At 64.2% G+C, this 12,742-nt stretch carries 15 protein-coding genes; 10 read left to right on the top strand and 5 right to left on the bottom strand.

Going from position 1 to position 12,742, the window contains the following annotated elements:
* Positions 1 to 200 precede the first annotated feature (200 nt).
* From coxB to ISX93_RS01950, 4 genes are read left to right on the top strand one after another with little or no spacing between them, the layout of a single operon-like run.
* Positions 201 to 1,325, top strand: coding sequence for a cytochrome c oxidase subunit II (coxB, locus tag ISX93_RS01965; RefSeq protein ID WP_195777001.1), 1,125 nt, complete (start codon positions 201 to 203; stop codon positions 1,323 to 1,325).
* A gap of 4 nt (positions 1,326 to 1,329) precedes the next feature.
* Positions 1,330 to 2,922, top strand: a complete 1,593-nt coding sequence (ctaD, locus tag ISX93_RS01960; RefSeq protein ID WP_195777000.1) for a cytochrome c oxidase subunit I — start codon at positions 1,330 to 1,332, stop codon at positions 2,920 to 2,922.
* 10 nt (positions 2,923 to 2,932) lie between these two features.
* Positions 2,933 to 3,484: a cytochrome c oxidase assembly protein gene (locus ISX93_RS01955; RefSeq protein WP_195776999.1), complete on the top strand. Its 552-nt coding sequence runs from the start codon at positions 2,933 to 2,935 to the stop codon at positions 3,482 to 3,484.
* A 15-nt stretch (positions 3,485 to 3,499) separates the two neighbouring features.
* The gene (locus tag ISX93_RS01950) at positions 3,500 to 4,387 is read left to right on the top strand and encodes a cytochrome c oxidase subunit 3 (protein WP_195776998.1); all 888 of its coding nucleotides are present in this window, start codon (positions 3,500 to 3,502) and stop codon (positions 4,385 to 4,387) included.
* A 35-nt stretch (positions 4,388 to 4,422) separates the two neighbouring features.
* Here the strand turns inward: ISX93_RS01950 and ISX93_RS01945 are convergent, their stop codons facing one another.
* Positions 4,423 to 4,626 carry a twin transmembrane helix small protein gene (locus ISX93_RS01945; RefSeq protein ID WP_195776997.1) on the bottom strand — a complete coding sequence of 68 codons (204 nt, stop codon included), beginning with the start codon at positions 4,624 to 4,626 and terminating at the stop codon, positions 4,423 to 4,425.
* 67 nt (positions 4,627 to 4,693) lie between these two features.
* On the opposite strand from ISX93_RS01945, the gene ISX93_RS01940 reads away from it, so the two are divergent.
* From ISX93_RS01940 to ISX93_RS01920, 5 genes are all read left to right on the top strand, one after another.
* Positions 4,694 to 5,422, top strand: coding sequence for an SURF1 family protein (locus ISX93_RS01940; protein ID WP_195776996.1), 729 nt, complete (start codon positions 4,694 to 4,696; stop codon positions 5,420 to 5,422).
* Entirely contained in the window at positions 5,394 to 5,978 is a 585-nt protein-coding gene (locus tag ISX93_RS01935; RefSeq protein WP_195776995.1) for a hypothetical protein, read from the top strand. The genes ISX93_RS01940 and ISX93_RS01935 overlap by 29 nt, the downstream gene beginning before the upstream one ends.
* A 41-nt stretch (positions 5,979 to 6,019) precedes the next feature.
* On the top strand, positions 6,020 to 7,057 hold the full coding sequence (locus tag ISX93_RS01930) for a COX15/CtaA family protein (protein WP_308705271.1): 1,038 nt from the start codon (positions 6,020 to 6,022) through the stop codon (positions 7,055 to 7,057).
* 75 nt (positions 7,058 to 7,132) lie between these two features.
* Complete coding sequence (gene cyoE, locus ISX93_RS01925) at positions 7,133 to 8,023, top strand: heme o synthase (protein WP_374987645.1); 891 nt, start codon at positions 7,133 to 7,135, stop codon at positions 8,021 to 8,023.
* Between the two features lie 47 nt (positions 8,024 to 8,070).
* Positions 8,071 to 8,706 (top strand): SCO family protein, encoded by a 636-nt coding sequence (locus ISX93_RS01920; protein WP_195776993.1) that lies wholly within the window; start codon positions 8,071 to 8,073, stop codon positions 8,704 to 8,706.
* 57 nt (positions 8,707 to 8,763) lie between these two features.
* Here the strand turns inward: ISX93_RS01920 and ISX93_RS01915 are convergent, their stop codons facing one another.
* The 4 genes from ISX93_RS01915 to ISX93_RS01900 all read right to left on the bottom strand — a co-directional run bounded on the left by ISX93_RS01915 (position 8,764) and on the right by ISX93_RS01900 (position 11,769).
* Positions 8,764 to 9,606, bottom strand: coding sequence for a hypothetical protein (locus ISX93_RS01915; protein WP_195776992.1), 843 nt, complete (start codon positions 9,604 to 9,606; stop codon positions 8,764 to 8,766).
* Positions 9,607 to 9,713: 107 nt separating this feature from the next.
* A complete protein-coding gene (gene znuB, locus ISX93_RS01910; protein ID WP_195776991.1) occupies positions 9,714 to 10,502 on the bottom strand; it encodes a zinc ABC transporter permease subunit ZnuB in 789 nt (262 codons plus the stop codon).
* 5 nt (positions 10,503 to 10,507) lie between these two features.
* Positions 10,508 to 11,272 carry a zinc ABC transporter ATP-binding protein ZnuC gene (gene znuC / locus ISX93_RS01905; RefSeq protein WP_195776990.1) on the bottom strand — a complete coding sequence of 255 codons (765 nt, stop codon included), beginning with the start codon at positions 11,270 to 11,272 and terminating at the stop codon, positions 10,508 to 10,510.
* Positions 11,269 to 11,769 carry a Fur family transcriptional regulator gene (locus tag ISX93_RS01900; protein WP_195776989.1) on the bottom strand — a complete coding sequence of 167 codons (501 nt, stop codon included), beginning with the start codon at positions 11,767 to 11,769 and terminating at the stop codon, positions 11,269 to 11,271. The genes znuC and ISX93_RS01900 overlap by 4 nt, the downstream gene beginning before the upstream one ends.
* Before the next feature lie 63 nt (positions 11,770 to 11,832).
* On the opposite strand from ISX93_RS01900, the gene ISX93_RS01895 reads away from it, so the two are divergent.
* Positions 11,833 to 12,735: a zinc ABC transporter substrate-binding protein gene (locus ISX93_RS01895; protein WP_195776988.1), complete on the top strand. Its 903-nt coding sequence runs from the start codon at positions 11,833 to 11,835 to the stop codon at positions 12,733 to 12,735.
* Positions 12,736 to 12,742 lie beyond the last annotated feature (7 nt).

The following is a 12,742-nucleotide window of genomic DNA, read 5'->3' as shown; positions in this document are numbered from 1 at the left end:
AATCAACGGGCGGTATGCGAGAGGCTGGCTGCCGGCCGTCTATCGGGAAAACAGCTTTCAGTTTTTTTCGCAATAAGCACAGTTGTCGACCCGAACTTGCTGTATATACTCGTCTGCGAAGTGTGTTACCTGATGTATCCGTGCAGTTGCCTGAAGAGCTGCAACCGGAAGAACAACAAGAACGATAAGGGGAACCCGCAATGAAGCGACATCCATGGGCTTGGATGGGCCTGATGCTGTGGGCTGTATTCGGTCAGGCACATGCTGCCTGGACAGTGAATATGGCGCCTGGTGCAACAGAGGTCAGCCGCTCGGTCTTTGACCTGCACATGACTATTTTCTGGATATGCGTCGTCATCGGCGTGGTGGTATTCGGTGCGATGTTCTGGTCGATGCTCGTTCACCGCCGCTCGCTTGGCCAGAAGGCCGCGCATTTCCACGAGAGCACGACTGTCGAGATTCTCTGGACCATTGTGCCGCTGCTGATTCTGGTGGTGATGGCGGTGCCGGCGACCAAGACGCTGATCGATATCTACGACACCACCGAGTCCGAGCTGGATGTCCAGATCACCGGCTATCAGTGGAAGTGGCAGTACAAGTATCTGGGCCAGGATGTCGAGTTCTTCAGCAACCTGGCTACGCCGCAAAGCCAGATTCACAACCAGACCACCAAGGATGAGCACTACCTGCTGGAGGTCGACCAGCCGCTGGTCATTCCCGCCGGTACCAAGGTGCGCTTTCTGGTGACTGCCGCCGATGTGATCCACTCCTGGTGGGTGCCGGCCCTGGCGGTGAAGAAGGACGCCATTCCGGGCTTCGTCAACGAGTCCTGGACGCGGGTCGAGGAACCCGGCATCTACCGTGGCCAATGCACCGAGTTGTGCGGCAAGGATCACGGCTTCATGCCGATCGTGGTCGAGGTCAAGTCCAAGGAAGACTTCGCCACCTGGTTGGCCGAGCGCAAGCAGGCGGCCCTGGCCGAAAAAGAGCTGACCAGCAAGCAGTGGACCAAGGATGAGTTGTATGCCCGCGGCGAGCAGGCCTACCAGACCAACTGTGCCGCCTGCCACCAGCCGACTGGCGCAGGCCTGCCGCCGATGTTCCCGGCGCTCAAGGGCTCGAAAATCGCTACCGGTCCGATAGCTGACCATCTGTCCATCGTCTTGCATGGCAAGCCGGGTACCGCCATGGCCGCTTTCGGCAAACAACTGTCGCCCGTCGATATCGCTGCGGTCATCACTTACGAGCGCAATGCCTGGGGTAATGCCATGGGCGACATGCTGACCCCGCAAGATGTGCTGGCAGCCCAACAGGCTAAGGAGTAAGGACATGAGTGCAGTGATCGATTCGCATGGCCATGCCGGCCATGACCACCATCACGGCCCGGCCAAGGGGCTGATGCGCTGGGTACTGACAACCAATCACAAGGACATCGGCTCGATGTACCTGTGGTTCAGTTTCGCCATGTTCCTGCTGGGGGGCAGCATGGCGATGGTGATTCGTGCCGAGCTGTTCCAGCCCGGCCTGCAGATCGTGCAGCCGGAATTCTTCAACCAGATGACCACCATGCACGGCCTGATCATGGTCTTCGGCGCGGTGATGCCGGCCTTCGTCGGCCTGGCCAACTGGATGGTGCCCCTCATGGTGGGCGCGCCGGACATGGCCTTGCCACGGATGAACAACTTCAGCTTCTGGCTGTTGCCCGCGGCGTTTGCCATCCTGGTCAGCACCCTGTTCAGTGAAGGCGGCGGCCCGAATTTCGGCTGGACCTTCTATGCGCCGCTGTCGACCACCTATGCGCCGGAAAGCGTCACCTACTTCATCTTCGCCGTGCACCTGATGGGCATCAGTTCGATCATGGGGGCGATCAACATCATCGCCACCATTCTCAACCTGCGCGCCCCCGGCATGACCCTGATGAAGATGCCGCTGTTCGTCTGGACCTGGCTGATCACCGCCTTCCTGCTGATCGCGGTAATGCCGGTGCTGGCCGGTTGCGTGACCATGATGCTGATGGACATCCACTTCGGCACCAGCTTCTTCAGTGCTGCTGGTGGTGGTGATCCGGTGCTGTTCCAGCACGTGTTCTGGTTCTTCGGCCATCCCGAGGTGTACATCATGATCCTGCCGGCTTTCGGTGCCGTCAGCTCGATCATCCCGGCCTTCGCGCGCAAGCCGCTGTTCGGCTACACCTCGATGGTTTACGCCACGGCGAGCATTGCCTTCCTGTCGTTCATCGTCTGGGCGCACCACATGTTCACCGTGGGCATCCCGCTGACCGGCGAGCTGTTCTTCATGTACGCCACCATGCTGATCGCGGTGCCTACCGGGGTGAAGGTGTTCAACTGGGTGAGCACCATGTGGCGCGGATCGATGACCTTCGAGACGCCGATGCTGTTCTCGGTGGCCTTCGTCATCCTGTTCACCATTGGCGGCTTTTCCGGGCTGATGCTGGCGATTGCGCCGGCGGACTTCCAGTACCATGACACCTACTTCGTGGTGGCGCATTTCCACTACGTGCTGGTGCCGGGCGCGATCTTCGGCATCTTTGCCTCGGTCTATTACTGGCTGCCGAAGTGGACCGGACACATGTATGACGAGACCCTGGGCAAGCTGCATTTCTGGATGAGCTTTGTCGGCATGAACCTGGCGTTCTTTCCGATGCACTTCGTCGGCCTGGCCGGCATGCCACGGCGAATTCCCGACTACAACCTGCAGTTTGCCGACTTCAACATGATTTCGACCGTGGGTGCGTTCATGTTCGGTGCCACCCAGCTGTTCTTCCTGTTTATCGTCATCAAGTGCATCCGCGGCGGCAAGGCCGCCGGCGACAAGCCGTGGGACGGTGCCGAGGGACTGGAATGGACCCTGCCCTCGCCGGCGCCATACCACACGTTCACGACCCCGCCGGAAGTGAAGTAGGAGAACGGCCTTGAGCGCAGCCCTGGACAATCGCCGCCTGATCACCCGCCTGCTGCTGGTCGTGGTGGTGATGTTCTGCTTTGGCGTGTTCGTCCTGCCGCCCTTCTACGACGCGATGTGCCAGGCCTTCGGCATCAACGGCAAGACCGCCAAGGCCTACGAGGGCAGCCAGCAGGCTGACGAGGTGCGCCAGGTGCGCGTGCAGTTCCTCGCCACCAACTCGGCGGACATGGTCTGGGAGTTCCGGCCCAAGGCCGATGAAGTGACCGTGCATCCGGGGGCGACCCAGGAAATGCTGTTCGTCGCCTTCAATCCGACCGACAAGCCGATGACGGCGCAGGCCATCCCCAGCGTCGCGCCGGCCAGGGCGGCGGCGTTCTTCCACAAGACCGAATGTTTCTGCTTTACCCAGCAGGTATTGCAACCCGGCGAGCGGATCGAAATGCCGGTACGTTTCATTGTTGACCGTGAGCTGCCCAAGGATGTGCATCACCTCACGCTGGCTTACACGCTGTTCGATATCACCGCGCGCCAAGCGCCTGTTCCCGTAGCGGGCCGATAAGGAGAACAATAAAAAATGACCACCCACGAGCAGTACTACGTTCCGGCCCAGAGCAAGTGGCCGATCATTGCCACCATCGGCATGGCGACCAGCCTCTATGGCTTGGGCACCTGGTTCAATGACATGAGCGCCCAGCGTGCCGAGTCCAGCGGGCCGCTGATCTTCTCGATTGGCGGGCTGTTTCTGGCCTACATGCTGTTTGGCTGGTTTGGCGCGGTGATTAAGGAAAGCCGCGGCGGCCTGTACAGTCCGCAGATGGATCGCTCGTTCCGCTGGGGCATGAGCTGGTTCATCTTCTCGGAAGTGATGTTCTTTGCCGCCTTCTTCGGTGCCCTGTTCTACGTCCGGCACTTTGCCGGGCCGTGGCTGGGTGGCGAGGGTGCCAAAGGGGTTGCCAACATGCTCTGGCCGAACTTCGAGTACGTCTGGCCGTTGCTGCAGAACCCTGATCCGGCGGCCTTTGTCCCGCCCAAGGAGGTCATAGATCCGTGGCATCTGCCGCTGATCAACACCATCCTGCTGGTCAGCTCGAGTTTCACCGTGACCTTTGCCCACCATGCGCTGAAACACAACAAGCGTGGTGCCCTCAAGGCGTGGCTGGCGCTGACCATCCTGCTGGGCCTGACCTTCATCGGCTTTCAGGCGGCGGAATATGTCGAGGCCTACCAGGAGCTGGGCCTGACCCTGGGTTCCGGCATCTATGGCTCGACCTTCTTCATGCTGACCGGCTTTCACGGCGCCCACGTGACCCTGGGTGCGATCATGCTGACAGTCATGCTGGTGCGCATCATGAAGGGCCACTTCGACGCCGATCATCAGTTCGGTTTCGAGGCGGCCAGCTGGTACTGGCACTTCGTCGATGTGGTCTGGCTCGGGCTGTTCGTCTTCGTCTACGTGCTGTGAGCCGCTAGCGCCCGGGCCTGCGGGCCGGGCGCCGCTTACCAGGCGGCCGAAGAGGTCAGTTGTCCGCTGTAAAAGCCCCAGGCGATCAGGGCCACGGTAATGCTGGTCAGCACCACCCTCACGGTCAGCGCATTGACCAGCCGCGAGCCGTGCCCTTCGTCCTTGACCAGAAAGAACAAGCCACTGAACAGGCTGGCGATGGTGGCCAGCAGTAGCACGACTATCGCTATTTTGAGCATGGTGTGGCTCCGCAACATGGGGATGTATGAAGTATAACCAGCAACAGTTCTTCTCCGGGCTTGCCGCATGAGCCGATTTCGTCCGGGTCTGCTGCCCTCGCTGGTGGTATTTGCCTTGCTCCCGCTGCTGGTCTGGCTCGGCTTCTGGCAACTCGAGCGTGCCGAGGACAAGCGTGTGCTGATGGCCGCCGCCGAAGCGCGGCGGGCGGCCGAGCCCCTCCCGGTCAGCGCACTGGAGCGGCAAGCGCAGCTGGCCTACACCAGGGTCAGCCTGCAGGGCAGCTTTGATGCCGCGCATAGCGTGCTGCTCGACAGCCGCACGCGCGCCGGGGTCGCCGGGGTCGAATTGCTGCAGCCTTTTTATGACCAGCCGAGCGGCCTCTGGCTGCTGGTCAACCGCGGCTGGCTGCCCTGGCCGGACCGGCGCATCGCACCGCAGTTCAGCACCCCGGAGGCGCCGCTCAGTCTGACCGGCTGGGTCTACCTGCCGCCCGGGGAGGGCTTTCTGCTCGGGCAGGGCGAATCATCCGGCTGGCCGAAACTGGTCAATGCAGTGGATGCCCCGGCCCTGTGGCAGTTGCTGGGCCGTGGCGGTGCGTCTTTCGAGGTGCGCCTGGACCCGGGGCCGCTGGCCTATCGGGCAGACTGGCCGGTCGTGGCGATGGATCCGCAAAAGCATCTCGGTTATGCCGTGCAGTGGTTTGCCCTTGCTCTGGCATTGCTGGGGTTGTTCATTTATCTGGGTATTAGCAATGCGAGGGAAAGGAATGACGAGTTCTCCACAGAACCGGACTGAAGGCAGTGCACAGCGCCGTTCCGGACGCTGGCAGCTGGTCTTGTTGCTGGCGCTGGTCATCGGGCCGATGCTGCTGGCGACGGCCATGTTCTACGGGCGATTCTGGATCCCCGAGGACCGCAGCTACCACGGCGAACTGATCGGCGGGCGGCAGAGCCTGGTCGAGCTGGGCGTGCCGTTCAGCGCCGGCAAGGGCTGGCAATTGCTGGTCAGTGCGCCCCAGGACTGCGCGGCCGAATGCCAGCAGCTGATCTATCTGGCGCGGCAGATTCACATCGGCCTGGGCCGCGACGCCTCGCGGGCGAACCACGCGCTGGCGCTGGCCAGCCCCCTATCGGCCGAACTGAACGAGCGCCTGCAGCGGGAATACCCGCAGCTGCTGCGTTATCCGCTGGATCCCGACGTCTATGCGCGTGCGGTGCAGGACAACCCGGCCGCCCAGCTGTGGATCGTCGACCCGCTGGGCAATCTGGTCCTGCGCTACCCGGCGGACGCCAACGGCAAGCAGATCCTCAATGACCTGCGCCATCTGCTCAAACTGTCGAATATTGGCTGATCAATAGACGCCCGGACTTGCGGGTGCAAAGAGGAACAAGCGTGACCATACAACTGCACAAGCCCGGCTACAGACTGGCCGTTCTGGCGACCCTGCTGGCCCTGCTGGTGGTCCTGCTGGGGGCCTATACCCGCCTGACCCATGCCGGCCTGGGCTGCCCGGATTGGCCGGGCTGTTATGGCTTTATCGGTGTGCCGCAGGGCGAGGCCCAGCTGGCACATGCCGAAACCCATTTTCCGCAGGCGCCGGTGGAGGAGGAAAAGGGCTGGAACGAAATGGTCCATCGCTACTTTGCCGGCACTCTCGGCCTGCTGATCCTCGGGCTGGCACTGCAGGCATTGCGCCTGCGCAGCCGCGCGCAACAGCCGCTGAAATTGCCCTTGCTGCTGCTCGGCGTCGTGCTGGCGCAGGCGGCATTCGGCATGTGGACAGTGACCCTCAAGCTCTGGCCGCAGGTAGTGACCGCCCACCTGCTGGGCGGTTTCACCACCCTCGCCTTGCTGTTCCTCCTCAGCTTGCGCCTGTCCGGCAGATTTCCGCCACGGCGGCTACCGGCCAGTCTGCGTTACCTGGCGCTGAGCGGATTGCTGCTGGTCATCGCGCAGATCGCCCTAGGCGGCTGGGTCAGCTCCAACTATGCGGCGGTGGCCTGTGCGGATTTCCCGACCTGCCATGGCCAGTGGTTGCCGGCCATGGACTACGCCAACGGCTTTCACCTGACCCAGCACATCGGCCCGAATTACCTGGGCGGCCAGCTCGAAAGCGATGCACGCACCGCTATCCATGTCACCCACCGGCTCGGCGCCCTGCTGGTCGTGCTGGTCCTGCTGCCGCTGGCCTGGCGGCTGCGCCAGCAGGGGCTGGCCGGACTCGCCGGGCTGCTGTTGCTGGCACTGGCCGTGCAGGTCGGCCTGGGTATCAGTAATGTGCTTCTGCAGTTGCCGTTGGCGGTGGCGGTGGCGCATAACATTGGGGGTGCCTGCCTGTTGCTGACGCTGGTACTAATCAACTACCGTCTGCGGGCGCCTGGCGCATTGCGTGAGCCGACAGCAGTCAGGGCGGACGCGAGTCCGGCCTAGACCCGACCCCAACCTGCACCCCTCTCGCGGCGGCGCGGCGGAACAGAACAATAAAGGGAGAACCCCGTGACTACAGTGCTGCAAGCCCAGCAGGAACGCGCCCTCTGGCGTGACTATCTAGAACTGACGAAGCCACGCGTGGTGCTGCTGATGCTGATCACCTCGCTGGTGGGCATGTTCCTCGCCACCCGTGCCGGGGTGCCGTGGACGGTCCTGCTGTTCGGCAACCTGGGCATCGGCCTGTGTGCCGGTGCGGCGGCGGCGGTCAATCATGTGGTCGACCGGCGCATCGACTCGATCATGGCGCGCACCTACAAGCGGCCGGTTACCGCAGGCCGGCTGTCACCGGCCGCGGCCCTGACCTTTGCGTTGCTGCTGGCAGTCACCGGCATGGCCCTGTTGCTGACCTTCACCAACCAGCTGGCGGCCTGGCTTACCCTGGCCTCGCTGCTGGGTTATGCGGTGATCTATACCGGCTTTCTCAAGCGCGCCACGCCGCAGAACATCGTGATCGGCGGCCTGGCCGGGGCGGCTCCGCCCCTGCTCGGCTGGGTCGCGGTGACCGGCCAGCTGAGCGCTGAGCCGCTGTTGCTGGTGCTCATCATCTTCGCCTGGACCCCGCCGCATTTCTGGGCGCTGGCCATCCACCGCAAGGAGGAATACGCCAAGGCCGACATTCCCATGCTGCCGGTGACCCATGGCGAGCATTACACCAAGGTGCACATCCTGCTCTACACCTGCATGATGATTGCGGTGACCCTGCTGCCGTTCGCGATCCACATGAGCGGCCTGCTCTACCTGGCCTGCGCCGTGCTGCTGGGGGCGCGCTTCCTGTACTGGGCCTGGGTGCTGTACCGCGACAGCCGCGCGCACGCAGCGATCAAGACTTTTCACTATTCGATCATGTACCTGTTCGCCCTGTTCATCGCCTTGCTGGCTGATCACTATCTGCTGTTGAACCTCTGAGCTGATACCGGCTGCTGTCGGCAAGCTTCCAGCCAATAAGGAACATCATGACTGGCGTACAAAAAACTGTGGTGGTGATGACCGCGCTGATTGCCCTGGTACTCGGGCTGACGGTCAACAAGGTGCTCAACGGCAAGGGTGAGGGTGACCCGGTGGCCCTGCTCGATGCGGGTATCGTGCTGTTGCCGCAGAGTCGGACGCTACCCGCGGTGCAGCTGTCCGGCACCGATGGTGCACCCTTCGCGCTGCAACAGCTCAACGGCAAATGGAGCCTGCTGTTTTTTGGCTATACCTTCTGCCCGGATATCTGCCCGACCACCCTGGCGCAGCTGCGCGAGCTGCGCGGCAAGCTGCCAGTGGCCGCGCGGGACAACCTGCAGCTGGTATTCGTCAGCATCGATCCGCAGCGCGACACGCCGGAGCACCTCAAGCAATACCTGGGCTTCTACCAGGCCGGCTTTATCGGACTGACTGGCGAGTTGCCGGCAATCCAGACGTTGGCCAACGCGGTCAGCATTCCTTTCATCCCGGCGGATACCAGCCAGGAAAACTACACGGTCGATCACAGTGGCAATCTGGTGCTGCTGGGCCCCGACGGCCGTCAACGCGGCTTTATTCGGCAGCCGCTGAACAACCAGAAGCTGCTCGAGCAGCTACCCGGGCTGTTGTCCGCGGAGCAGTAACTGCGCCACCAATGAAAACGCCCGCGGATCTGCGGGCGTTTTGTTAATGCTGAGCGATCAGGACTGCGGGCTAAGCACCAGCTCGGGCTCCTTGGCCGGATCAATCACCTGCGCTGCTTGCAGCTCGAACGCCGGATCCAGTTTCTTCACCCGTGCCGACAGCAGGGCCGCCACCCACGGATAGTCCTTGCCCTGTTGTACTCCGATGCTCACCTTGCAGTTGAACGCGACTACGTCGGCGGCGACCTTGTCCAGCAGGTCGCGCAGTGCATCACTGTCCTTGTCTGCCAGCATGGGCAGGGCAATCGTGGAGCTGGCTGCGAGCGGGTCAATCAGTTGCGCGACAGCCGCCTTTGGCGCTTCGGTGGCGCCAGCAGCGGTTGCCGGGGCGACCGCTTGCGCGGCTTTTCGGGCTTCCTCGGCCTTGCGTTCGGCCGCCAGTTTTTGCTGCCGGGCCTGCTCGGCTTTCTCCTGCGCAGCCTGGGCTTCCGCTGCCTGCTGGGCGGCAAGGGCCGCGGCTTGCTGCTCCTCGGTCTGCTGGATGGCGCTGGCCAGTGCGCTGGCTTGCGCATTGCCGACCGGCATCACCCGCTGTGCCTGCTGCAGCGCCTGGGTGGCGGCGGGCAGGTTGCCGCTCTGCAAGGCGCTTTCACCCTGGCGCAGATAGCTGGCGCTGATTTCACGCTGCGCCTGTTCCAGGCGGGTATCGCCCGGAATGCGCTGTTGCAGTGCCTGCAATTGCTTTTCTGCCTGATCCAGCTGATTGCTGGCGACACTTTGATCCAGATTGCGCAGCGCCAGGACGGTTTCATCGATTGCTTCTGCGGCCACGCCAGCAAGGGTGATGGAGAGCAAGGCGGCGGCGCTGAGAGAGATAATGCAGGGACGTATAGCGTTCATGTAGGGGGTGACCGGGTTGAGTGTGTAGTGCCCGGCAACGGCCGGGCTGACAAAGGCCGGCAGTTTACCCTAACGGCCAGTGGTAAAAACACAGGGGAACCTGGCGGTTAGCGCGAACGCCGGGGTAAAGCCAGGCTGAGGGCAAAGCCGGACGCGGCGCAGACCACAATCGAGGGGCCGGCGGGGGTGTCCTCGAACCACGAGAGCGCCAGCCCGGCACAGACCGCCAGCAAGCCGAGCAGGCTGGCGCCGATGGCCATTTGCTCCGGTGTGCGGGCATGGCGCTGGGCCGCCGCCGCCGGGATGATCAGCAGCGAAGTGATCAGCAGCACGCCGACGATTTTCATCGCCACCGCAATCACCACGGCAATCAGCAACATCAGCGCCAGGCGCAGTGCGGCGACCGGCAGGCCTTCGACCCGGGCCAGCTCCTCATGCACGGTAATCGCCAGTAGCGGGCGCCAGAGCGCAACGAGGGCCAGCAGGACCAGCGCGCTGCCACCGACAATCCACAGCAAATCGCTGCTGCTGACTGCCAGCAGGTCGCCGAACAGATAACCCATCAGGTCGATGCGCACGTCGCGCATGAAGCTCAGGACCACCAGGCCCAGGGCCAGGGTGGTCGGCGCCAGGATGCCGAGCAGGGTATCGGAGGCCAGCGCCTGGCGCTGTTGCAGGCGCACCAGCAGCACGGCCAGCAACAGGCAGCCGAAGGTCACCGCCAGGGTCGGGCTGATCTCCAGCAGCAGGCCGAGCGCCAGGCCCAGCAGCGCGGCGTGTGCCAGGGTGTCGCCGAAGTAGGCCATGCGGCGCCAGACCACGAAGGATCCGAGCGGGCCAGCGACCAGCGCCAGCGCCAGGCCGGCGAGCAGTGCGTTGAGAAGAAAGTCGGGCATGGTGATCAGTGTTTGCAGTCCGGGCCGTGGCTATGGGGTTGGCGCACCGCGCCATGCAGGTCGTGGCTGTGGTCGTGGTGGTGGTGATAGATCGCCAGGCTCCTGGCGTCCTGGCCGAACAGCTCGACAAACGCCGGATCACCGCTGACCTGCTCCGGGTGGCCTGAGCAGCAGACATGCCGGTTCAGGCAGATCACCTGGTCGGTGGTGCTCATCACCAGATGCAGGTCATGCGAGACCATCAGCACGCCGCAGTGGTAGCGGTCGCGCAGGCGGGTGATCAGCCGGTACAGCTCGGCCTGGCCGGCCACGTCGACGCCCTGCACCGGCTCGTCGAGCACCAGCAGCTCCGGTTTGCGCAGCAAGGCCCGGGCCAGCAGCACGCGCTGCAGTTCGCCGCCGGAAATACGCTGCAGCGGGCTGTCGATCACCTGTTCGGCGCCGACCTCGGCGAGTGCCGCCAGGGCACTGGTACGGTCGACCCCGGGCACCAGGCGGAGGAAGCGCAATACCGAGAGCGGCAGGGTCGGGTCGACCGTGAGCTTCTGCGGCATGTAGCCGATGCGCAGGCGAGGCTTGCGCCAGAGCGTGCCGCTGTCGGGTTTGAGCAGGCCGAGTACGGCGCGGACCAGGGTGGTCTTGCCGGCGCCGTTGGGGCCGATCAGGGTGACGATCTCGCCGGCGTCGACCTGCAGCTGCACATCCTGCAGCACCGCTTGCCCGGCGAACTGCACGGTGATGCCTTGCAGGCGCAACAGCGGCGTACTCATGCGGCCTCCCGGCAACCGGCACAGAGGCCGACGATCTCCACGGTCTGCCCTTCCACGCTGAAGCCTACGCGCTGCGCGCTGGCCAGCACCGCGGTGGCGATCTCGCCGTGTTGCAGCTCGATGGCGGTGTGGCACTGACGGCAGATCAGGAACTGGCCCTGGTGCACCTCGCCGGGGTGGTTGCAGCCGATGAAGGCGTTCAGCGAGGCCAGCCGATGCACCAGGCCGTGCTCGAGGAGAAAGTCCAGGGCGCGATAGACCGTCGGCGGCGCGGCGCGACGACCATCCGCCGCGCTCAGCACGGCGAGGATGTCGTAGGCGCCGAGCGGCTTGTGGCTGTCCCAGACCAGCTCCAGCACGCGCTTGCGCAGGGGCGTCAGGCGCAGGCCGGCACCGGCACAGAGCGTTTCGGCGGCAGCCAGGGCGTGGCTGACACAGCGCGAATGGTCGTGGGGGCGGCAGGCCAGCGGGGTACTGGCGGGAAGCGGCTTGAGCATGGCAGGGCGACGCTGGCGAAAAGAGACGTTATTCTATAACCTTTTCCGCTTTCGGTGCATCCCGTGAATCGCCTGTTCTTTGCCCTGCTCCTGCTCTGTTGTGTTGCATCGGCGCGCGCCGAGGTCCGCGTGCTGACCAGCATCAAGCCTGTGCAACTGATCGCCGCCGCTGTGCAGGAGGGCGTCGGCCAGCCTGCGCTGTTGCTGCCGCCCGGCGCCTCGCCGCATTACCACAGCCTGCGCCCGTCGGACCTGCGCCGCCTGCAGGAGGCCACGCTGTTCTACTGGATCGGCCCGGACCTGGAGGGTTTTCTCGGCAAGCCGCTGGCGACGCGCAGTGGGCCGAGCCTGGCTCTGCAGTCTCTGCCGGGCCTGCAGCTGCGGCATTTTGCCGATGCTGCTGGCGAGTCCGGGCATGACCCGCACGACCATGCGCATCGCCCCGGCAGCCTGGACGCCCACCTCTGGCTGCTGCCGGCGAATGCGCGGATGATCGCCGCGCGGATGGCTGCCGACCTGGCGCTGGCCGATCCGCTCAACGCCGCGCGCTACCAGCGCAACCTCGCCGCCTTCAGCGTCCGCCTCGATAGCCTCGACCAGCAGCTGGGCGCGCGTCTGGCCGGACTCAAGGGCAAGCCCTACTTCGTCTTTCACGAGACCTACGACTACTTCGAGCAAGCCTATGGCCTGCAGCATGCCGGAGTGTTCGGCATCCAGAGCGAGGTGCAGCCCGGTGCCCGGCATGTCGCCGAACTGCGCGAGCAGCTGCAGCGGGCCGGCCCCAGCTGCGTGTTCAGCGAGCCGCCGCTGCAACCGCGGCTGGCACAGACCCTCAGCGCCGGCCTGCCGGTCCACCTGGCCGAACTGGACGCCATGGGCAGCGCGGTGGCTGTCGATGCCCGCGGCTACGAGCGCTTGCTGGAGAATCTGGCGGCGACCCTGGGCGATTGCCTGCAGCAGTTGTAGCGCGGGC

The sequence above is a fragment of the Pseudomonas sp. N040 genome (assembly GCF_015637705.1).
GTDB lineage: Bacteria > Pseudomonadota > Gammaproteobacteria > Pseudomonadales > Pseudomonadaceae > Aquipseudomonas.
Note: the sequence above shows the minus strand (reverse complement) of the source record. Positions and strands in the feature narration are given on the sequence as shown.